This is a genomic window from Mesorhizobium sp. B2-4-18, from assembly GCF_006441385.1.
Taxonomy (GTDB): Bacteria; Pseudomonadota; Alphaproteobacteria; order Rhizobiales; family Rhizobiaceae; genus Mesorhizobium; species Mesorhizobium australicum.
Genome location: NZ_VFUW01000017.1, coordinates 65033 through 84793 on the forward strand (window position 1 = coordinate 65033; position 19761 = coordinate 84793).

At 62.8% G+C, this 19761-nt stretch carries 21 protein-coding genes; 5 read left to right on the forward strand and 16 right to left on the reverse strand.

Annotated features, from left to right (window positions below):
• Positions 1-9 precede the first annotated feature (9 nt).
• From FJ527_RS28140 to FJ527_RS28155, 4 genes are all read right to left on the reverse strand, one after another.
• The gene (locus FJ527_RS28140) at positions 10-645 is read right to left on the reverse strand and encodes a chloramphenicol phosphotransferase (protein ID WP_140824590.1); all 636 of its coding nucleotides are present in this window, start codon (positions 643-645) and stop codon (positions 10-12) included.
• Positions 646-706: 61 nt separating this feature from the next.
• Positions 707-3175 carry an ATP-dependent Clp protease ATP-binding subunit ClpA gene (gene clpA / locus FJ527_RS28145; protein ID WP_140824591.1) on the reverse strand — a complete coding sequence of 823 codons (2469 nt, stop codon included), beginning with the start codon at positions 3173-3175 and terminating at the stop codon, positions 707-709.
• Between the two features lie 6 nt (positions 3176-3181).
• Positions 3182-3511, reverse strand: a complete 330-nt coding sequence (clpS, locus tag FJ527_RS28150; RefSeq protein ID WP_010909565.1) for an ATP-dependent Clp protease adapter ClpS — start codon at positions 3509-3511, stop codon at positions 3182-3184.
• A gap of 278 nt (positions 3512-3789) precedes the next feature.
• The gene (locus FJ527_RS28155; protein WP_015317766.1) at positions 3790-4119 is read right to left on the reverse strand and encodes a phasin family protein; all 330 of its coding nucleotides are present in this window, start codon (positions 4117-4119) and stop codon (positions 3790-3792) included.
• 284 nt (positions 4120-4403) lie between these two features.
• On the opposite strand from FJ527_RS28155, the gene FJ527_RS28160 reads away from it, so the two are divergent.
• The gene (locus FJ527_RS28160; RefSeq protein ID WP_140616379.1) at positions 4404-5825 is read left to right on the forward strand and encodes a D-alanyl-D-alanine carboxypeptidase family protein; all 1422 of its coding nucleotides are present in this window, start codon (positions 4404-4406) and stop codon (positions 5823-5825) included.
• A gap of 46 nt (positions 5826-5871) precedes the next feature.
• Here the strand turns inward: FJ527_RS28160 and FJ527_RS28165 are convergent, their stop codons facing one another.
• The 3 genes from FJ527_RS28165 to FJ527_RS28175 all read right to left on the reverse strand — a co-directional run bounded on the left by FJ527_RS28165 (position 5872) and on the right by FJ527_RS28175 (position 8763).
• Positions 5872-6573: a DnaJ domain-containing protein gene (locus FJ527_RS28165; protein WP_140726943.1), complete on the reverse strand. Its 702-nt coding sequence runs from the start codon at positions 6571-6573 to the stop codon at positions 5872-5874.
• Between the two features lie 272 nt (positions 6574-6845).
• Positions 6846-7283 carry a DUF1489 family protein gene (locus FJ527_RS28170; protein ID WP_140824592.1) on the reverse strand — a complete coding sequence of 146 codons (438 nt, stop codon included), beginning with the start codon at positions 7281-7283 and terminating at the stop codon, positions 6846-6848.
• Between the two features lie 76 nt (positions 7284-7359).
• The gene (locus FJ527_RS28175; protein WP_140824593.1) at positions 7360-8763 is read right to left on the reverse strand and encodes an L-serine ammonia-lyase; all 1404 of its coding nucleotides are present in this window, start codon (positions 8761-8763) and stop codon (positions 7360-7362) included.
• A gap of 175 nt (positions 8764-8938) precedes the next feature.
• Between FJ527_RS28175 and FJ527_RS28180 the strand changes: the two genes are divergently transcribed.
• Positions 8939-9655: a DUF599 domain-containing protein gene (locus tag FJ527_RS28180; RefSeq protein ID WP_015317761.1), complete on the forward strand. Its 717-nt coding sequence runs from the start codon at positions 8939-8941 to the stop codon at positions 9653-9655.
• On the opposite strand, the gene FJ527_RS28185 is transcribed toward FJ527_RS28180, so the two are convergent.
• The 6 genes from FJ527_RS28185 to FJ527_RS28210 form a co-directional block, all read right to left on the reverse strand.
• Positions 9628-10425: a YdcF family protein gene (locus FJ527_RS28185; RefSeq protein ID WP_140824594.1), complete on the reverse strand. Its 798-nt coding sequence runs from the start codon at positions 10423-10425 to the stop codon at positions 9628-9630. The genes FJ527_RS28180 and FJ527_RS28185 overlap by 28 nt on opposite strands.
• Positions 10426-10503: 78 nt before the next feature.
• Positions 10504-12069 (reverse strand): amidase family protein, encoded by a 1566-nt coding sequence (locus tag FJ527_RS28190; RefSeq protein WP_140616367.1) that lies wholly within the window; start codon positions 12067-12069, stop codon positions 10504-10506.
• Positions 12069-12524 carry a GNAT family N-acetyltransferase gene (locus tag FJ527_RS28195; protein WP_140824595.1) on the reverse strand — a complete coding sequence of 152 codons (456 nt, stop codon included), beginning with the start codon at positions 12522-12524 and terminating at the stop codon, positions 12069-12071. The genes FJ527_RS28190 and FJ527_RS28195 overlap by 1 nt, the downstream gene beginning before the upstream one ends.
• 7 nt (positions 12525-12531) lie before the next feature.
• Positions 12532-12819 (reverse strand): Asp-tRNA(Asn)/Glu-tRNA(Gln) amidotransferase subunit GatC, encoded by a 288-nt coding sequence (gene gatC, locus FJ527_RS28200; RefSeq protein ID WP_015317757.1) that lies wholly within the window; start codon positions 12817-12819, stop codon positions 12532-12534.
• Positions 12820-12906: 87 nt separating this feature from the next.
• A complete protein-coding gene (locus FJ527_RS28205; RefSeq protein ID WP_140616363.1) occupies positions 12907-13323 on the reverse strand; it encodes a hypothetical protein in 417 nt (138 codons plus the stop codon).
• Between the two features lie 24 nt (positions 13324-13347).
• Positions 13348-14055, reverse strand: a complete 708-nt coding sequence (locus FJ527_RS28210; RefSeq protein ID WP_140824596.1) for a metal-dependent hydrolase — start codon at positions 14053-14055, stop codon at positions 13348-13350.
• A 125-nt stretch (positions 14056-14180) separates the two neighbouring features.
• Here FJ527_RS28210 and ruvX point away from each other — a divergent pair, with 125 nt between their 5' ends.
• Positions 14181-14687 carry a Holliday junction resolvase RuvX gene (gene ruvX / locus FJ527_RS28215; RefSeq protein WP_140616359.1) on the forward strand — a complete coding sequence of 169 codons (507 nt, stop codon included), beginning with the start codon at positions 14181-14183 and terminating at the stop codon, positions 14685-14687.
• On the opposite strand, the gene FJ527_RS28220 is transcribed toward ruvX, so the two are convergent.
• From FJ527_RS28220 to FJ527_RS28230, 3 genes are all read right to left on the reverse strand, one after another.
• Positions 14605-14946 (reverse strand): DUF6105 family protein, encoded by a 342-nt coding sequence (locus FJ527_RS28220; protein ID WP_140616357.1) that lies wholly within the window; start codon positions 14944-14946, stop codon positions 14605-14607. The two genes, ruvX and FJ527_RS28220, sit on opposite strands and share 83 nt — an antisense overlap.
• A complete protein-coding gene (locus FJ527_RS28225) occupies positions 14946-15494 on the reverse strand; it encodes a hypothetical protein (protein ID WP_140616355.1) in 549 nt (182 codons plus the stop codon). The genes FJ527_RS28220 and FJ527_RS28225 overlap by 1 nt, the downstream gene beginning before the upstream one ends.
• 137 nt (positions 15495-15631) lie before the next feature.
• Positions 15632-17260 (reverse strand): DNA alkylation response protein, encoded by a 1629-nt coding sequence (locus FJ527_RS28230; RefSeq protein WP_015317751.1) that lies wholly within the window; start codon positions 17258-17260, stop codon positions 15632-15634.
• Positions 17261-17478: 218 nt separating this feature from the next.
• Between FJ527_RS28230 and FJ527_RS28235 the strand changes: the two genes are divergently transcribed.
• Entirely contained in the window at positions 17479-18474 is a 996-nt protein-coding gene (locus FJ527_RS28235; protein WP_140616353.1) for an aspartate carbamoyltransferase catalytic subunit, read from the forward strand.
• Complete coding sequence (locus FJ527_RS28240) at positions 18471-19757, forward strand: dihydroorotase (RefSeq protein WP_140616351.1); 1287 nt, start codon at positions 18471-18473, stop codon at positions 19755-19757. Before FJ527_RS28235 ends, FJ527_RS28240 begins: the two co-directional genes overlap by 4 nt.
• Positions 19758-19761: the final 4 nt, after the last annotated feature.

The window sequence follows — 19761 nt, forward strand, 5'->3', positions numbered from 1 at the left end:
GACGCGTGATCAGAATGGTTTGGTCGTGGAGACAGCCGAAAGCTTCTCAAACGCCGTCGGATGCTCTGCATGTTGCCGCAGCCGTTTGCGGATCGCATCCGCGCATTGTGCAGGCGTCAGCAGCGACGTGTCGACTTCCAGATCGTATACGCCTGGCCGGTGCACCTCCTCTTGCCACAGGCGCACCGGCAACGGCACGGGATCGTCAGGCGAGCCGGTCACATACCCCCTCGCCGTCGCAGTGGCGGCACGCCTCTGCATGATGATTCCGATCGGGCAGCGAATACCCACAAATAGTACCGGAAGGCCGACGAGACGACGAGCACAGTCGGCAAGGCAATCAAAGGGCTTCGAATAGGCGTCGTGGTGACCAACATCCGCCACGACGTTCAGTCCCAGCCGGCTGTGGGCGGCGATCGACTCGTAGAGAGCGGCGTATAATTCCGGCACAAGGCCCTCGAGGTCCGGACGCTCGCCGCCCGGCCGCAGTCCTATTCCAGGCCGGCATCGTGGCGGCGTGGCCAGCTCGAAAACATCCACGCCGAGATTCATCCAGACGCCATCGAAATGCTCCTGAATGGCCTGGACGGTGCTTGATTTTCCCGATCGCGGCGCGCCGTTCAGGATGATGATTTGCCCGACCATGGATCGCCTCTTCTCCAACGAAAAAAGCCCCGTTGCCGGGGCTTTTCGAGGGGGTGACTGTTCAGCCTTTGCGGGGCAATTGGGGCACAAGGCTGCGCTTGCCGCCGTCCTTGCCCTTGGGCTCCGGCTTCTGCGCCACGGCCTTCTTGGCCGCGGGCTTCTTGGCCACCGCCTTGGGCGGCTTCGGCGCGTCTTCGGGCTCTTCCTTCTTCGGCTTCACCGGTGCCTCGTCGGCGAGCGATTCGAGCTTCAGGCCGGTCTCGCCGGTTTCCTTCTTCTCGACGGTGACGCGCACCGTGCCGCCCTTCTTCAGCTTGCCGAACAGCACCTCGTCGGCCAGCGGCTTCTTGATGTGCTCCTGGATGACGCGGCCAAGTGGACGCGCGCCCATGCGTTCGTCATAACCCTTGTCGGCAAGCCAGGCGATCGCGTCCGGCGACAGGTCGAAGGTGACGCCGCGCTCGGAGAGCTGGGCTTCCAGCTGCATGACGAACTTCTGCACCACCTGATGGATCACCGGCACCGGCAGCGAGCCGAACGGGATGATCGCGTCGAGACGGTTGCGGAATTCCGGCGTGAACAGCCGGTTGATCGCCTCGACATCGTCGCCTTCGCGCTTGGTCGAACCGAAACCGATCGCCGCGCGCTGCGCATCGGATGCGCCCGCATTGGTGGTCATGATCAGGATGACATTGCGGAAGTCGATCTGCTTGCCATTGTGGTCGGTCAGCTTGCCGTGGTCCATCACCTGCAACAGGATGTTGAACAGGTCCGGATGCGCCTTCTCGACCTCGTCGAGAAGCAGCACGCAGTGCGGATGCTGGTCGACACCGTCGGTCAAAAGGCCGCCTTGGTCGAAACCGACATAGCCGGGAGGCGCGCCGATCAGCCGCGAGACGGTGTGGCGTTCCATATATTCCGACATGTCGAAGCGGATCAGTTCGACGCCGAGCGAGGCGGCCAACTGCTTGGCGACCTCCGTCTTGCCGACGCCGGTCGGGCCCGAGAACAGGTACGAGCCGATCGGCTTTTCCGGTTCGCGCAGGCCGGCCCGTGCCAGCTTGATCGCCGAGGTCAGCGCCGTAATGGCGGTGTCCTGGCCGTAGACGACGCGCTTGAGCTCAATGTCCAGGCCCTGCAGCACCTTCTCGTCATCGGCCGAAACCGTCTTCGGCGGAATACGCGCCATGGTGGCGATCGTCGCTTCGATCTCCTTGATGCCGATCGTCTTCTTGCGCTTGGCTTCCGGCACCAGCATCTGCGAGGCGCCGGTCTCGTCGATCACGTCGATCGCCTTGTCCGGCAGCTTGCGGTCGTTGATGTAGCGCGCCGACAGTTCCACCGAGGCCTTGATCGCCTCGTTGGTGAACTTCACCTTGTGAAATTCCTCATAATAGGGCTTCAGGCCCTTCATGATCTCGATGGCGTCCTCGACGGTCGGCTCATTGACGTCGATCTTCTGGAAGCGCCGCACCAAGGCACGGTCCTTCTCGAAGAATTGGCGGAACTCCTTGTAGGTGGTCGAACCGATGCAGCGGATCGCACCGGAAGACAGCGCCGGCTTCAACAGGTTCGACGCATCCATGGCGCCGCCAGAAGTGGCGCCGGCGCCGATCACCGTATGGATCTCGTCGATGAACAGCACGGCACCCGGATAATCCTCGAGTTCCTTGACGACCTGCTTCAGCCGTTCCTCGAAATCGCCACGATAGCGCGTGCCGGCCAACAGCGTGCCCATGTCGAGCGCGAAGATGGTGGCATTGTGCAGCACTTCCGGCACGTCGCCCTCGACGATGCGCTTGGCCAACCCTTCGGCGATCGCCGTCTTGCCGACACCGGGGTCACCGACATAGAGCGGGTTGTTCTTGGAACGGCGGCACAGCACCTGGATGGTGCGGTTGATCTCGCCTTCGCGGCCGATCAGCGGATCGATCTTGCCGGCCTTGGCCTTGTTGTTGAGGTTGACGCAATAAGCGGTCAGCGCGTCCTGCTGCTGCTTCTTCTTGCCGCCCTCCTCCTGTGGCTCGGCGCCGTTCGGGCCGCCCTGCTCGTCATCGGCACCGCGCGGGCTGCGGCTCTCCGACGCGCCCGGACGCTTGGCGATGCCGTGCGAGATGTAGTTGACCGCGTCGTAGCGGGTCATCTGCTGTTCCTGCAGGAAATAAGCGGCATGGCTTTCGCGCTCGGCGAAGATCGCCACGAGCACGTTGGCACCAGACACTTCCTCGCGACCCGATGACTGCACATGGATCACCGCGCGCTGGATGACGCGCTGGAAGCCGGCGGTCGGCTTAGAGTCCTCGTCGTAGCCGGTAACCAGATTGTCGAGCTCGGTATCGATATAGGTGAGAACGGTATGCTTCAGCTCGTCGAGATCGACGTTGCAGGCGCGCATGACGGCGGCCGCCTCGGTGTCGTCGATGAGCGCGAGCAGCAAATGTTCAAGTGTTGCATATTCATGGTGGCGCTCATTGGCGAGCGTCAGCGCCTGGTGAAGCGCCTTTTCCAGGCCTTGGGAGAAAGCCGGCATGTTACCTCACTTCTTCTCCATCACGCATTGCAGCGGATGCTGATTCTGTCGGGCGAAATCCATGACCTGAGACACTTTGGTCTCGGCCACCTCGAATGTATAGACCCCGCACTCGCCCACTCCATGATTGTGAACATGAAGCATGATGCGTGTGGCGGCTTCGCGGTCCTTCTGGAAAAAACGTTCCAGCACGTGAACCACGAACTCCATCGGAGTGTAGTCGTCGTTGAGGATGAGGACCCGGTAAAGGCTGGGCTTCTTGGTTTTGGTTTTGGTGCGCGTGATGACGGCCGTCCCGCGGCCGGCCTCATTGCCGTCGCCGCCGCCGTTTTGCATCCGCGCCACTTGTCTCGTGGCAGTCAAACCGATCGTCACGTAATCCTGCCTCTTTCGAATCCTCATGCGAGTTCAACATGTAGGTGTTCGATGGACGATTTTAAGCCCTTCTGGTTAGCTGACAATATGGCTAGGTGGCCAACCTGGCGGTTTTTCGCAATCGTGAAGCCCTACGCTGTCGCGGATCGGAATTTGGGCATGAAAAAACCCGGCCGCGTTTCCACGGCCGGGTTTTGTCCCGCGCCCAAAGGGCCGGATTTTAATTCACGGGCGAAAAATTACTTTGCCTTGGCAACGATCGATTCGAACGGCTTGTAGGCCTCTTTGGCGAGTTCGGCATAGAGGTCGCCAATCTTGGTAGCCTCGGCGACGAACGCCTCGTAGGACTGCTTGGCATAGTCGGATTGAATCTCGATCGCCTTGTCCAGCGACTTGGCCGAGAACAGCTTCTCGCACGCGACGCTGCCGGCTTCGAAGCTCTTCTTGGTGTATTCGCCGGCCTCGGTGGCGATCGCCTGCGCGCCCTTGGACAAGGAGGCGAAGCTCTTCAATCCGGTGTCGGCGAACTCCTTGCCGTATTTGCTGAAGTCCTCATAGGTCTGGGTCATTTCGTACTCTCCCTGGACGGTTGACGCGCCCTGCCCCGAGCGCCGTTGTGCAATGCATAATATATATTGTGCAGCGCACAAAAGTCAAGAAGTCGGGGACTCGCGACCCCGCGGGCAGCGGCAATGGCTAAAATTCGAATAAAGGAAGGCTCAAACCCCCAGAAAATGGTGAACGCGGCGGTTACCATAAACGGATTGGTAACGCTGCCCCGCTAGCTTGGCCAGAAGTGAGGCAGGATCCCTTTGCCGCCTCCAGCGCAACGAGAAATTCAAAGGAACTACCAGTGCGTCAGGCGTTGTCGGGCTTCGTTTCCAAATCCGCGTTCCCTCTTAAAACGATCATGATCCTCGCCATGGCGATGACCTTCGTCGTCGCGGACGTCGCCTCGTCGCTCGCGGCGAAATCCGCGGCCATCGTCGTCGATGCCAAAACCGGCAAGGTGCTGTACTCGGCTAATGCCGATGGCCGGCGCTATCCCGCTTCGCTGACCAAGATGATGACGCTCTATCTGACCTTTGAAGCGATGGCGAAGGGCAAGATCAGCAGAAACTCGCCAGTCGTGTTTTCGGCCCATGCGTCAGCCGAGGCGCCGACCAAGCTCGGCGTGAAGCCTGGTGGATCGGTGGCGGTCGAGACCGCGATCCTGTCGATCGTGACGAAGTCGGCCAACGACTCGGCGACCGCGCTCGGCGAAATGCTCGGCGGCAACGAAACCAACTTCGCCCGGATGATGACGGCCAAGGCGCGGCAGCTCGGCATGAACGGCACGGTCTTCCGCAACGCCAACGGGCTGCCGGATCCGGGACAGTTCACCACCGCGCGCGACATGGCCACGCTCGGCATTGCGCTCAGGGAGCATTTTCCCCAGTACTACGGCTATTTCGCGCAGCGATCCTTTCTCTACGGTCGCCAGCGCATCAATGGCCATAACCGTCTGCTCGGACGCATCAAGGGCGTCGACGGCATCAAGACCGGCTATACCCGCGCCTCCGGCTTCAATCTCGTCTCGTCCGTTAATGACGGCAACCGTCGCCTGGTCGCCGTTGTCATGGGCGGCACGTCGGGCGGCAGCCGAGACAACCAGATGGCGGGCCTGATCAACACCTATCTGCCGAGGGCCTCGACCCGCGGTGGCGGCGACCTCGTTGCCAAGGCGGACAGCAACCCCATCAGCGCACTTGCAAAGGTTCTCCTGCCCAAGCATGACGCGCCGACCCCGGACGAAAAGCCGGTGGCCGTGGCGGAAGCCGATACGGCCGTCGCCGACGACGCGACCGTTGCCCAGGGCGACAGCGAGGACGAGGATACAGCCGAGGCGGAGGCACCCAAGCTGGTTGTCCCGGCAAAGAAGGTAAAGACGGTCATCGTCTCCGCCCCCAAGGTCGCCACCGCCCAGGTCGTGGCCGCCTATGCCGAGCCCACCCCGGCCGTTGATCCGGTCAGCACCGCGTCGGTTCCGTCAGGCTGGGCCATCCAGGTTGCCTCCTCGCCGAAACAGTCCGAAGCCCAGGCTTTCCTCGACAAGACCACCAAGCAGGCTCCCAAGGTGCTGGCCAACGCTTCCGGCTTCACCGTCGCTTTCGACAAGGACGGCGCCACCTACTACCGCGCTCGCTTCGGCGGCTTTGGTTCCAAGGATGCCGCCTGGAAGGCCTGCACCGCTTTGAAGAAGAAGAAAATCGAGTGCTACGCCGTCCAGCAATAGGACTGCGTGGAAGATATCTCCCGGAAAATTTTTGCGTCGAAGGAGACTAGTTGTGATTGGAGAGCAAGACGTCCTTGGCTTCGTTAATCCGCGCCGCCAGGAAAGACGTGCCGCCGACATCGGGGTGCAGGCGCTGCATCAGGCGGCGGTGCGCCTTGCGGACATCCGCCGCGGCGGCCCCCGCTTCAAGACCAAGGACCTTGTAGGCCTCCTCCTTAGTCATGGCGCCCGGACCTGGCGCAACACCCAGCCTTTCGCCACCGTTCGTCTCAGCGTATTTGCGCCAGACGGGAAATCTGCCGTCAAGATACGTCTCTAGCAACTGCCGGCTCTCCGGATCGCCGGAGAGTTCGCGGTAGAGATGCTGCAATTGCGCAAGGGTCATCGAGCCAAGCATCTTGCCATCGTGGCGGCCGGCCAGCACCAGCCCTTCCAGGCCGCCAGTATTGTGATCGAGTTCCATCTCGAGTGCCGCCGTCCGCACCGTTGAGCGTTTTCCAGCACCCGGTCTGGCCTTTGGCCCGCCCGTATGCATGGCGCCGTACCAGGCGATTGCCACGAACAGAATGATGCCGCCGATGCCTTGGCGCCCGACCAGGAGCACGGCGCCACCCACCAGCGCCAGCAGGATCGGTCCCAATTTTCTCATTCCGCTTGCGAGTTGCGCCGGATCCGCGCGGAGAAATGCGGTGGCTACCCCCAGCAGCACCAGCAACAACGCGACCACAATGATAATTGCGCCTAACATTTCGCACCGCCCCGCAGGGGTCCTGTCCGCTCGGACAGCCGCGTGATGTCCTTCAACACTTTTCCTGCGCCAGAATCATGGCCTTTAATCGGGCCGGAAGGAGGACCATCATGCGAACTGATCCTCCAAAGCACAGCGGCCTGTGTCGACAGTTCTTCATCGCGCATGGATTTCAAGATGTGGCGTCGTCGCGTCGCTTGCAAGTCCAGCGCGGGGCAAGATTGAGGGCCAGAAAACGCGGGCGCGGCAGCAGGCAATCCTTCGCTCAAGCCCTAGAGCAGGCCGAGGTCGGCCAGCTCGCGCCTGAGTTTCGGCGGCATCTCGACCAATCCCGCCTTGCCCTTGCCGAGGTCGGCCGGGGCGTCCGCCGGCTTCAGGTAACGCCAGCCCTGGAAGGCGCGGCGCGGCTGCCAGTCGGTGCGCACCACCTCGGGATCGAGCATCAAATGGCAGCGGCCAATGCCGTCGTCATCGGTGAACGGCCGGATTTCCGTGATCAACTGGCGGCACTGCACGCTGCCCTTGATCACCCAGTAGAGCGAACCGCCATCGGTGACCTCGTCGCCACGTGTCGGCATCATGCGGGTGGTGTGCCAGTGTTCGGCTGGTTCGCCGGCACGGCGGCGCTCGTCAAGACGGAAGGCGATCCACTCTTCGAGATCCTCGACACTGTCGCAACCGACGCAAAGCTTTAGGAGACTGAGAGCCATCGCCCAAGGTTAGTCCGGAGCGCCGGGACGTCAACGGCCTGACGGACTTCTCCACAGTGCCGGCTTGGGCCAGCCCTCAACACTCGACCACATTGACCGCCAGGCCGCCAAGGCTGGTTTCCTTGTACTTCTCGTTCATGTCGAGGCCGGTCTGGCGCATCGTCTCGATCGCCGCATCGAGTGGCACGAAATGCACGCCGTCGCCTTTGATGGCCAGTGACGCGGCCGTCACCGCCTTGACGGCACCCAATGCGTTGCGCTCGATGCAGGGCACCTGGACCAACCCGCCGACCGGGTCGCAAGTCATGCCGAGATGATGTTCGAGCGCGATTTCGGCAGCATTCTCGACCTGCTCGGGCGTGCCGCCCATGACCGCGCACAGGCCGGCCGCAGCCATCGCCGAGGCGGAACCGACCTCGCCCTGGCAGCCGACCTCGGCGCCCGATATCGACGCATTGGACTTGATGATGCCGCCAACGGCCGCTGCCGTCAGCAGGAAGTCGCGAATGCTCGGCTGGTCGGCCTCGGGATGGAAATGCAGCCAGTAGCGCAGCACCGCCGGCAGTGTGCCCGCGGCACCATTGGTCGGCGCGGTGACGACACGCCCGCCCGCCGCATTCTCCTCGTTGACCGCCATCGCATAGATCGACAGCCAGTCATTGGCGAGCAGCGGGTTCGGCCGGTTCTGCTGCCACTGCTCCTGCAGCTTGTCATGGAGCTGTCTGGCGCGGCGGCGCACCTTCAGGCCGCCGGGCATGATGCCGTCCTGCGAAAGGCCACGGTCGATACAGCCCTTCATGGCGTCCCATATCGCGTCGAGGCCGGTGTCGAGCGCCTCGCGCGACATCTGCGTCTCCTCGTTGACGCGCTTCATTTCGGCAATGGAAAGGCCGCTCCTGGCCGCCATCTTCAGCATCTCGACCGCATTCTTGAAGGGATACGGCACTTTCTTGCCCTCGGTTGTGACCGAGCCCTTCGACTTCATCCGTTGCAGCTCTTCTTCCGAAACCACGAAGCCGCCGCCGATCGAATAGTAGATGCGTTTGAGCAGCAACCGGCCGCCGGCGTCGTAAGCGTAGAACGCCATGCCGTTGGCATGGCCGGTGAGCGGCGTCTTGCGGTCGAGAACTAGATCGGTGGCCGGATCGAAATGGTAGGAGGGGTGGCCGGGCGGTGAAACCAGCTTGTCGGCGGTGATGCGGCTGACAATGTCGTCAGCTCGGTCGGGGTCGACCGTTTGTGGCGTCTGGCCGGCAAGGCCGAGAATGACGGCACGGTCGCTGCCATGGCCGATGCCGGTATAGGCGAGCGAGCCATGCAGGCTGGCGCCGATGCGATCGACCTTGGCGCCGGCGGGACGCGGCCAGTCGTCGCCCGCGACCTCGTCGAGGAAGCGGCGCGCAGCCGTCATCGGTCCCATCGTGTGCGAGCTCGAGGGGCCGATGCCGATCTTGAACAGGTCGAAAACCGAAAGGAACACGCTGTCTCCTGGGTCACGTCGAGGATTACATATAGGAATTCCCGGGATGTTTCCGCTCTTTTGACAATCGCGGCGCAGCACCTGCCGACCTTGTTTGCTCCGGCAGCGACATCGAGTGCAACGCGCCGTGCAAGGTCATCGAAGCAACCGGGCCGAATATGGTAGATTCGGCGCCATGGGCGATTCCTATCTTTCGACGGCCGATCTCGCGGCGCTGGGCTTTTTCCTCCTCGCCTGGGTGCTGCACACGCTCGCCTCGGACGGACACCTGGTCAGCCGCGTGTCGCTGACCACCGCCATGAATGCGCAACGCGAGGCCTGGATGCGCACCATGGCCGAGCGCGAGATCCGCATCGTCGACACCGCCATCATGAGCGGCCTGCAGCAGGGAACAGCCTTCTTCGCCTCCAGTTCGCTGATCGCGCTCGGCGGCTGCTTCGCCCTGCTTGGCGCGTCGGACCGGGTGCTTGAGGTGCTGAGCACCCTGCCCTTGGGCGGCGCGCCGTCGCGCTCGGCCTTTCAGATCAAGGTGCTGGGACTGGTGCTGATCCTGGCCTTTTCCTTCTTCAAATTCGGCTGGGCCTACAGGCTGTTCAACTACTGTTCGATCCTGATCGGCGCCGTGCCGATCCCGCATGGCGAGGCCTCGCGCAATCCCCTCACGCAAACGGCCGTGTGGCGCGCGACGCAAATGAACATGCTGGCCGGCAAGCATTTCAACTCTGGCCTGCGCGGCGTGTTCTTCTCGATCGGCTATCTCGGCTGGTTCGTCGATCCCCTGGTGTTCGTGCTGTCGACGCTTCTGCTGCTGGCCGTCCTGGTACGGCGCCAGTTCTTCTCGGCGGCGCGGCGCGCGGTGATCGGTCAGCCGCCCGGCGTCGGAAACGGCTGATCGATGCGTCCGGAAAGCCAATAGGCAAAAAGCCCGATCCATTCGCGAACCGCGATGGTCGTGTTCTGCAGCGAATCGGCCGCATTGTCGCGAAACAAGCCGACGCCTTGCCGACCCGAGGTGCGATAGTCGACCGGCCATTGAACAGTTGGAAAACCTGCCTTGTCGAACAGGGCCCTGGCGCGCGGCATGTGAAAGGCTGATGTCACCAAAAGCCATGTCTCGCCCGGTTTGGGCTTGACCAGTTCGCGGCTGAAGACCGCGTTCTCGTAAGTGTTGCGGGATTTGTCTTCGAGGAGCAGCCGGTCGGCCGGGACACCCAGCGCCTCGAGCAGGCGCGGCGCGGTGTCGGCATCACCTTCGCCGTCGAAGAACAATGAGCCGTTTCCACCGGAGACCACCACTTTTGCCTGCGGGAAACGCCGGGCGAGGATCGCGGTCTCGACCATGCGATCGCCGCTGCTGTTCAATTCATAGCCGCCGCGCACAAGGTTGATAGCGCCCTCGAAGCCGCCGCCGAGCACGACGTTGCCGTCTACCTTCTCCGGCAGCGGCGGCCTAGGAAAGCGTTCCTCCAGCGGATTGAGCATCATCGCTCCAAGTGACGTCCACGCCGACAGCGCAAGGATCAGAAACGCCAGCACGCCGCCGCTGACGGCAAGTCGCCGCCGGCCGGCCATCCCGGCGAGCAGCCCTGCCAAAAGCAGGAAGATCGTCAGGTTGAGTGGCTGGATGAAGAACCAGAATATCTTGGAAAGATAGTAGAACATCGCTCACTCATTACAGCCCGCAAGGCTGTCCAAAATCGATCGCGATTTTCAGGACCATGCGTCAGGCGAGCGATACCCTTACCACCACTTCTCCGGCTGGAATGTGCCGGCCGCCTGCTCGATGACGGCGGCGGTCTGGAACAGCGTCTCTTCCTCGAATGGCCTGCCGATCAGCTGCAGGCCGAGCGGCAGACCCTTGGGGTCGAGGCCGGCGGGCACGGCGATGCCGGGCAGGCCGGCCATGTTCACGGTGACCGTGAAAATGTCGTTGAGATACATCTTGACCGGATCAGCGGCCATGTCCTCGTCGGCGATACCGAAGGCGGCCGACGGTGTCGCCGGTGTCAGGATGACATCGACGCCGGCCGCGAAAACATTTTCGAAGTCGCGCTTGATCAGATTGCGCACCTTCTGAGCCTGCAGGTAGTAGGCGTCATAGTAGCCGGCCGACAGCACATAGGTGCCGATCATGATGCGGCGCTTGACCTCGCGGCCGAAGCCGGCGGCGCGGGTCTTCTCATACATCTCGACGATGTCCTTGCCCGGCACGCGCAAGCCGTAGCGGACGCCGTCATAGCGGGCGAGGTTGGAAGAAGCTTCCGCGGGCGCCACGATGTAATAGGCCGGCAGCGCGTATTTGGTGTGCGGCAGGGAGATGTCGACGATTTCGGCGCCGGCGTCCTTGAGCCAGGCAATGCCCTTCTGCCACAACGCCTCGATCTCTTCCGGCATGCCGTCGACACGGTATTCCTTGGGAATGCCGACTTTCATGCCCTTGATCGGCTTGCCGATCGCCGCCTCGTAGTCCGGCACCGGCCGGTTGACGGACGTGGTGTCCTTGGGATCGACCGACGCCATGGATTTCAGAAGAATGGCGGCGTCGCGCACGTCGCGGGCGATCGGTCCGGCCTGATCGAGCGACGAGGCGAAGGCGACGATGCCCCAGCGCGAGCAGCGGCCATAGGTCGGCTTGATGCCGACGGTCCCGGTGAACGCGGCTGGCTGGCGGATCGAACCGCCGGTGTCGGTGGCGGTTGCGCCTGCACACAGGAAAGCCGACACGGCGGTCGCCGAACCACCGGAAGAACCACCCGGCACCAGCTGCGCATTGTCGAGGCTACGCTGGGTTTTCGTGCCACCTGCCGAGACGAAGCCGCCATCACCCTGATGCGTCGTCGGCATCACCACCGTATCGAGGCGCGAACGCCGCCACGGGTTGATGACCGGGCCGTAGTAGGAGGTCTCGTTGGACGAGCCCATGGCGAATTCGTCCATGTTGAGCTTGCCCAGCATGACCGCGCCGTCGGCCCACAGGTTGGACGTGACCGTTGATTCATAGCGCGGCTTGAAGCCGTCGAGCACGTGGCTGCAGGCCTGGGTGTGGACGCCTTCGGTACCGAACAGGTCCTTGATCCCGAGCGGAATGCCTTCCAGCGCACCGCCCTCGCCCTTGAGCAGCCTGGCGTCCGACGTCTTGGCCATGTCGCGCGCCTTGTCGCCCGTCACCGCCACATAGGCATTGAGCGCCGGATTGGCGCGATCGATCGCCAAGAGATAGGCTTCGGTGATCTCGGTCGCGGTGATTTCCTTGGCGCGCAGCTTGGCGCGGGCCTGCGAAATCGTCAGATGGGTCAGGTCGCTCATCAAAGGCTCTTTTCGTAAAACACCGACCACTCGGAATCGGGATAGTCCAGCACCGGGCCGCAGCGCGAGAACCCGGCGCGTTCATAGACGGTCCAGGCGGCGGGATGGCGATCGCCGGTCTCCAGCACCAGCCGCCTCAACCCTTCATCGCGCGCCAGCGCCTCGACCCGTTGGACGATTCCAGCGCCGATCTTGCGGCCGCGATGCGAAGGCCTCGTGTACATACGCTTGACCTCGCCAATGGCATCGTCATGGCGCTTGAGTGCACCACAACCAATGGCGACGCCGTTGTCGCGAGCGATGAAAACCGTCGTGTCCTTGCCTGCCATCTGCTCGACCGTCAGGTGGTAGCAGTGCTCCGGCGGCGTCAGTTCGAGCAAGGTCGCGTTGAGTTCCGCGACCAGGCTGCGCACGTCGTCCTGCAGCGGCGTTTCGATGGCGATCTCGATAGCCATCGGTGCCTTACTCCACGACCTTCGGCACGAGGAAGAAATTCTCGTCGGTCGCGGGCGCGTTGGCGACGATGTCGGCCGCCTTGTTGCCGTCGGTGACGACATCGCCGCGCTTCTTCATTTCCATCGGCGTCACCGACGTCATTGGCTCGACGCCGGAAACATCGACCTCGTTCAACTGCTCGACGAAGCCCAGTATGGCATTCAACTCGCCGGTCATACGCTCGGCATCTTCCTCGCTCACCGCGATGCGGGCGAGATGCGCCACGCGCTTCACTGTCTTGACATCAACGGACATGTATTTGCCTCGGGGAAAACCAGTCCGGGCTATAGCGGCGCGGCGCGCGACGCGCAACATGTGCCGCCCGACAATCGGGCAACAACCTCATGGCAGGGCAATGCCCTCGCACAGATAGTAGCTGCCGCTGTTGCCGCTCGCCTCGCTTTCATCGTCGATCGGCCGGGCCGACACGAGATCGACCTGCGTCGGGTTCATCTGCGTCACCGACAGGACGTCAGGAAAGACATAGCCCGGCTCCTGGCAGATCGCCGTCACAGCCCAGCTCGGCGAGCGTGTCGCCTTGCTGACCTGAACGAATTCGCAATTGTATTCGACGCCTTGCAGGCCGTTCTTCGAAAGAACGATGTTGCCGGCATCGATCAGCGTCTGCAGCGTATCCTTTTTGGCCTGAGTACAGAGCTCCTCCGACTGGAGATAGACACCTTCGATGAAGTCATCCGCGGCAAGCGCGGGCGACGCCGCGACAAACATCGATACGCAAAGAGATCGCCCTAATGCCATGGATTTGTTCCGCTTTGGCTGTTTCTAGATGGTAATCGTTTCACCAATCTTCGGCAATGCAAGCTTGACGCCAGATCCTTCCAGGCCGGCTTCAAACTTCTCGGGCGTCGGGTCGATCATTGGAAACGTGCCGAAATGACAAGGGACGACCGTTTCGAATTTGAAGAAGCGGCGGCAGGCAAGGGCCGCCACCGCACCGCCCATGGTGAAGCGATCGCCGATCGGAACGATGCCAATCTTTGGCTCGTGCAATTCATTGATCAGCGCCATGTCGGAAAAGATGTCGGTGTCGCCCATGTGGTAGAGCGTCTGGTCTTCCGGGAAATGCAGGACCAGCCCACCCGGATTGCCGAGATAGACGTTCTTGCCGCCCTCTTCGCCAAAGGAGGACGAATGCAGCGCCTGAACGAAAGTGGAGGTGAAACCGCCGCAATCGACCGTGCCGCCAATGTTGCCGGGATTGATCTTCTTGTCGCTGACGCCCCTGCCGACAAGGTACATGCAGATCTCGAAATTGGCGACCAGTTGCGCGCCGCTCTTGCCGAGCACTTCCAGCGCGCCGCTGATGTGGTCGCTGTGCCCGTGCGTCAAAAGAACATGCGTGATCCCTTCGGCCGGTCCTTCCCACCCGCCCATCCAGGACGGGTTGCCGATCAGATAGGGATCGATGAGGATTTTCGCGTCACCGGTTTCGATGCGGAAGGCCGAGTGGCCATACCAGGTCAGTTTCATGAATGCATTTCCTCGATTTTTCCCGAGCCAAAGGATAGAACGCCGATAGCCTTGAGATCAAAGGGTATAGTGTCCGCCGGGCATCCGAAAGGACGCGTGCTGTCGAAAAAAACGAGGGAAAACCGTTGACCGTCATCACGATTGAGCAATTGCCGGCACGGCTCGCCGACGGCAGGACCTTGGCGGGGCTCGATCTCGGCGACAAGACGATCGGCGTGGCGGTTTCCGATCGGGGGTTCTCCTTCGCTCATCCGCGTCCAGTCATCATCCGGCGGAAATTCTCGCTCGACGCCGCCGTCCTTCTGGCGTTGCTGACGAAGGAGAATGTCGGTGCGGTGGCGATTGGATTGCCGATCAACATGGATGGATCGGAAGGTCCGCGCGCACAGAAATCGCGCGCCTTCGTGCGCAACATGGCGCAGCTAAGCGACCTGCCTTTCGTGTTCTGGGACGAGCGGCTGTCGACTGTCGCGGCCGAACGGACGCTGATCGAGATGGACTTCTCGCGCGCCAAACGCGCCGGCAAGATCGATTCGGCGGCGGCCGCCTTTATTCTGCAGGGAGTTTTGGACCGGCTTCAGTCACTCGATACAGCCGATCGAACGGGACCGGACCCGTCCAGCGACGCCTGACCCAGGCCAATATCTCGCGACGCCTGCGAAACATCCATATCGCCACGAGCAGCAAGCCATCGAACACGCAGGCTTTTGCCACCATGCCCGGGATGGTTGCGGGGTCGATGCCGAGCATCTGACCGTAGAGCTGGAACACGAAATCGTGCAACTGCCGGCTGAGCATCACATAGCCGAAATTCATGTCGTTGAGCGACAGGTAGAACCAGCCCCAAAACAGCGCCATCGGCGCGGCCCACAATGCGAAGATGTAGCGCATCAGCGGCCTCCCTTCCCGTTCGGACCGGTCCGTCCCGATATCATGGAGAGCAGCGAATTATGCGCCGCGGCCTTCGCCATGCTGTGCGCCGTGGCGTGGAAATCCTCCTCATCCAGCGCAGCTACCGAACGTCGTTCGGCAAGCATGGCGACATAGGAGACCAGAAGTGCGGCCAGTTGCACGGCGACCACCATGAACAGGCCGTTGATGCCTTGGGCCGCACCGCCGATCAGGATCATCGACATCACCCCGGAAGCGGAAATAAAGGCGATGCGAACGACGCTGTCGGCGCCCGGGCTGGACGCGTCGTTGATCAGCGTATCGACAAAGGCCCAGAAGAACAGCACCGCCACGACCAGCAACGCGATCGCCAGCGGAGCGACCACGACGATGTTCTCCAGATTGACAAACTGGGCGCTCTCGACGACCACGCCGAGTACGCCGAGAGCCGCCGTCACACCTCGATTTCCATCGATACAGATCACCGCGAGCAGGGCAAAAACGATCGCCCAGTGCACGGACAGAAAGGAGGTCAGTACGTGTCGCATCGTGATTCCTGCTTCGACAGGAATGACAGTGGGCTTTGCGGTTCGCCGCCGCAACGGAAACCATTTGTTAAGGTTAACGGCGACGGCGGGTCAGTGGGGATTCCGGCAACGCCCCTCGAACATGAACGGCATCTCCGTCAATTCACCGGCGGATAGAGCGTATCGATGATCATGCGCGCGTCGTGGCGCGAATCGAGCATGCCGTAAGTATTGCGCCACTGGCCCGCGAGCCGCGTTTCGACGAAGGCATCGGCGATCCGCCCTGCCCCGAGCCGACGCAACTCGGCGGCCGCCGCAGAGAGCGCAAGCTGTTCCGTCAGCAGCCGGGCCGAGCCCTCGTCGGTTGAAGCGACCTGCATGGCCGCCTTCAGAACGCCGATCGTGCCGCGCCCGCCGGCGCCGAGGTCGCGGTCGATGCCGGTCAATACCTCTTCGAAAAGCCCCGGCGCGCGGCCAAGCACGCGTAGCACGTCGAGCGCCATGACATTGCCCGATCCTTCCCAGATCGCGTTAACAGGCGCTTCGCGGTAATAACGGGCGAGCGGAGCTTCCTCGACATAGCCATTGCCGCCAAGGCACTCCATCGCCTCGTAAAGCAGCGGCGGCGCGATCTTGCAGACCCAGTATTTGACGACCGGCGTCATGGCGCGGGCGAACGCCGCCTCGCCGCGATCGCTCGCCGCCTCGTCGAAGGAACGCGCCAGCCGGAACGACAGCGCGGTCGCCGCGGCAACATCGAGCGCCATGTCGGCCAGCACGCGCTGCATCAACGGCTGCTCGATCAAGGTCGAACCGAACACCTGGCGATGGCGGGCATGATGGATCGCTTCGGCCAGCCCCGCCCTCATGATCGCCGAAGACGCCACCGCGCAGTCGAGCCGGGTCAGCGTCACCATGTCCATGATCGTCTTGACGCCGGCGCCGGGTTCGCCGACCATCTCCCCGATGGCGTTGACGAATTCAACCTCGGAAGACGCGTTCGAGCGATTGCCGAGCTTGTCCTTCAGCCGCTGGAAGCGAAAGCCGTTGCCAGACCCGTCGCCGAGCACGCGCGGCACCAGGAAGCAGGACAGTCCCTCCGGCGCCTGTGCCAGCACCAGGAAGGCGTCCGACATCGGCGCCGACATGAACCATTTATGTCCCGTCAGGCGGTAGAAGCCGCTGCCGACGCGTTCCGCCCGGGTCACATTGGCACGCACATCGGTGCCGCCCTGTTTCTCGGTCATGCCCATGCCGAGCGTCAGTCCGGTCTTTTCGACGGGCGGCTTCTGGCTCTGGTCGTATTTGCGCGTCGTCACGCGCGGCGCCCATTCGCGAAACAGTTTTGGGCTGGCCATCAATGCCGCCAGCGAGGCGCTGGTCATGGTGATGGGGCAGAGATGCCCGGTCTCGAGTTCCGCCGTCAGGTAAAAACGGGCGGCCCGCACCTGATGGCGGCGGCCGATCTCGGCGTCGCCATTTTCCCAGACCGAGGAGTGCAGGCCGTTGGCCACCGAGCGGCGCATCAAGGCGTGGTAGGCGGGATGGAATTCGACCAGGTCGATGCGCCGTCCCTGGCGATCATGCGTCCTGAGTTTCGGCGTCTCGACATTGGCGAGGCGCGCCAGTTCCTGGGCTTCTTGCGTCAGCACGAAACGGCCGAGCCCGTCGAGATCCTTGCGCACCGGATCGGAAAAGCGCTCGGCAAGCTGGATCAGCAACGGATCGCCTCGCCAGGCGTTGCCGCCCGTCAGCGGCGGCGGCTGGTTCGTTACGTCGTCGGTCACGCCCAATCCTTCTAGCCGAGCCTTCTAGAAAGGCCCTATTGTCGGAAAGCCTCGAATCCGAGGCCGTCGGCTTAGATATAGCCAAGCGTTGCTGCGCGCGCGACGAAAATACCGGCCGATCTAATCGGCTATCTACACGAAAAAATTGAGGAGAACGGCGTCAATCCAAAGCGGGTGCTTGCGGGCGCGAAATCCGCACCCTATAGCAGCCCCTTGAGATGACCGACGCTTCGTCCCTGCCACTCTACCCTCACCGCCATCTTCTGGGCATCAGCGACCTTTCGCCCGCCGACATCGAGCTTTTGCTCGACAGGGCGGATCGGGCGGTCGCGATCTCGCGCCAGTCCGAAAAAAAGACCTCGACGCTGCGCGGCCGCACCCAGATCAATCTCTTCTACGAAGCCTCGACCCGCACGCAATCCTCGTTCGAACTGGCCGGAAAGCGGCTTGGCGCCGATGTCATGAACATGTCGGTGGCGAGTTCCTCGGTAAAGAAGGGCGAAACGCTCATCGACACCGCGATGACGCTCAACGCCATGCGGCCTGACATATTGATCATCCGCCATCAGTCGGCGGGCGCGGCGGCCCTCCTGGCGCAGAAGGTCGGCTGCTCGGTGGTCAATGCCGGCGACGGCGCCCACGAACACCCGACACAGGCGCTGCTCGACGCACTCACCATCCGCCGCGCCAAGGGTGCGCTGTCGAAGCTGATCGTGGCGATCTGCGGCGACATCCTGCATTCGCGTGTCGCGCGCTCCAACATCATGCTGCTCAACGCACTCGGCGCACAGGTGCGGGTGGTGGCGCCCTCGACGCTATTGCCCTCGGGCATCGACAGAATGGGCGTGATCGTCTGCCGCTCGATGGCGGAGGGCCTGAAGGACGCGGATGTGGTGATGATGTTGCGCTTGCAGCGCGAGCGCATGGAAGGAGCCTTCGTGCCGTCGGTGCGCGAATATTTCCGCTATTTTGGTCTAGACGCCGAGAAACTGAAGGCCGCCAAGGATGACGCGCTTGTCATGCATCCTGGCCCGATGAACCGCGGTGTCGAGATCGCGTCCGAAATCGCCGACGGCCCGCAAAGCGTCATCCAGGAGCAGGTGGAAATGGGCGTCGCCGTGCGCATGGCGGTGATGGAAGCGCTGCTCGATCCCCGCCGCAATCAAGAGGGCCGCAATCAAGAGGGCCGCAATCAAGAAGGCCGCGGCGCATGAGCATCACGGTCTTTGAACGCGCCCGCATCGTCGATCCGTCACGCGGCTTTGATGAAGTCGGCTCCGTCATAGTCGAAGGCAGGAAAATCGTTGCCGCGGGCAAGGCGGCGCTGAACCACGGCGTCCCCGACGGCGCTACGGCGATCGACTGCAGCGGCAAGGCGATCATCCCCGGCCTGATCGACGGCCGGGTCTTCATCGGCGAGCCCGGCGGCGAACATCGCGAAACCATCGCTTCGGCAAGTGTCGCCGCGGCGGCCGGCGGCGTCACGTCCATCGTGATGATGCCAGACACCGATCCGGTGATCGACAATGTGGCGCTGGTCGAATTCGTGCTGCGCACCGCCAAGGACACGGCCGTCGTCAATATCTTTCCGGCCGCCGCCATCACCAAGGGCCTCCACGGGCGCGAAATGACGGAGTTCGGCCTGCTGCGCGAGGCGGGTGCGGTCGCCTTCACCGATGGCAGGCATACCATATCGAGCGCGCTGGTGATGCGTCGCGCCCTAACCTATGCGCGCGATTTCGGCGCCACCATCGTCCATGAAACGCAGGATGCCGATCTTGGGTCGTCGGGCGTCATGAACGAAGGCCTGTATGCCAGTTGGCTCGGCCTCTCCGGCATTCCACGTGAAGCCGAATCCATCCCGCTCGAGCGTGACCTCGCGCTGGCGCGGCTGACGCAAGGTTCGTACCACGCCGCGAAGATCTCGACGGCAATGGCGGCAAGCGCCGTGGCGCGTGCGAAGGCCGACGGCGCGGCAGTGACATCGGGCGTGTCGATCCACAATCTGTCTCTCAATGAAAACGACGTTGGCGAGTACCGCACCTTCTTCCGCCTGACGCCGCCGCTGCGGGCCGAGGAGGACCGGTTGGCGATGATCGATGCGGTCAAGGACGGAACGGTCGATGTCATCGTCTCCTCGCACGATCCGCAGGATGTCGATACCAAGCGCCTGCCCTTCGCCGACGCCGCGGCCGGTGCCATTGGCCTCGAAACCCTGCTGGGCGCGGCCTTGCGCCTCTACCACAATGGCGACGTGCCCCTGCTCAGGCTGATCGAAACCTTGTCCACCGCGCCGGCGAGGCTGTTTGGATTGGCCGGCGGCACGCTGAAGCCAGGCGCCGTCGCCGATCTCGCGCTTGTCGACCTCGATGAACCCTGGATAGTCAGCGAAAGCGGTATCCGCTCGCGCTCGAAAAACACCTGCTTCGAAGGCGCACGGCTGCAAGGCAAGGTCTTGCAAACGCTGGTGGCGGGCCGCACAATATTTTCTGCCTGAGCCG

What these genes read in the sequence shown, in the direction of transcription:
- FJ527_RS28165 (WP_140726943.1), bottom strand. Translation starts at nt 6,573, where the DNA reads ATGTTAGGCGCAATTATCATTGTGGTCGCGTTGTTGCTGGTGCTGCTG.
- FJ527_RS28205 (WP_140616363.1), bottom strand. Translation starts at nt 13,323, where the DNA reads ATGGCATTAGGGCGATCTCTTTGCGTATCGATGTTTGTCGCGGCGTCG.
- FJ527_RS28210 (WP_140824596.1), bottom strand. Translation starts at nt 14,055, where the DNA reads ATGAAACTGACCTGGTATGGCCACTCGGCCTTCCGCATCGAAACCGGT.
- clpA (WP_140824591.1), bottom strand. Translation starts at nt 3,175, where the DNA reads ATGCCGGCTTTCTCCCAAGGCCTGGAAAAGGCGCTTCACCAGGCGCTG.
- FJ527_RS28140 (WP_140824590.1), bottom strand. Translation starts at nt 645, where the DNA reads ATGGTCGGGCAAATCATCATCCTGAACGGCGCGCCGCGATCGGGAAAA.
- FJ527_RS28225 (WP_140616355.1), bottom strand. Translation starts at nt 15,494, where the DNA reads ATGCGACACGTACTGACCTCCTTTCTGTCCGTGCACTGGGCGATCGTT.
- FJ527_RS28195 (WP_140824595.1), bottom strand. Translation starts at nt 12,524, where the DNA reads ATGGCTATCGAGATCGCCATCGAAACGCCGCTGCAGGACGACGTGCGC.
- FJ527_RS28180 (WP_015317761.1), top strand. Translation starts at nt 8,939, where the DNA reads ATGGGCGATTCCTATCTTTCGACGGCCGATCTCGCGGCGCTGGGCTTT.
- FJ527_RS28185 (WP_140824594.1), bottom strand. Translation starts at nt 10,425, where the DNA reads ATGTTCTACTATCTTTCCAAGATATTCTGGTTCTTCATCCAGCCACTC.
- FJ527_RS28235 (WP_140616353.1), top strand. Translation starts at nt 17,479, where the DNA reads ATGACCGACGCTTCGTCCCTGCCACTCTACCCTCACCGCCATCTTCTG.
- clpS (WP_010909565.1), bottom strand. Translation starts at nt 3,511, where the DNA reads ATGCAAAACGGCGGCGGCGACGGCAATGAGGCCGGCCGCGGGACGGCC.
- FJ527_RS28170 (WP_140824592.1), bottom strand. Translation starts at nt 7,283, where the DNA reads ATGGCTCTCAGTCTCCTAAAGCTTTGCGTCGGTTGCGACAGTGTCGAG.
- FJ527_RS28220 (WP_140616357.1), bottom strand. Translation starts at nt 14,946, where the DNA reads ATGCGCTACATCTTCGCATTGTGGGCCGCGCCGATGGCGCTGTTTTGG.
- gatC (WP_015317757.1), bottom strand. Translation starts at nt 12,819, where the DNA reads ATGTCCGTTGATGTCAAGACAGTGAAGCGCGTGGCGCATCTCGCCCGC.
- FJ527_RS28190 (WP_140616367.1), bottom strand. Translation starts at nt 12,069, where the DNA reads ATGAGCGACCTGACCCATCTGACGATTTCGCAGGCCCGCGCCAAGCTG.
- FJ527_RS28155 (WP_015317766.1), bottom strand. Translation starts at nt 4,119, where the DNA reads ATGACCCAGACCTATGAGGACTTCAGCAAATACGGCAAGGAGTTCGCC.
- FJ527_RS28240 (WP_140616351.1), top strand. Translation starts at nt 18,471, where the DNA reads ATGAGCATCACGGTCTTTGAACGCGCCCGCATCGTCGATCCGTCACGC.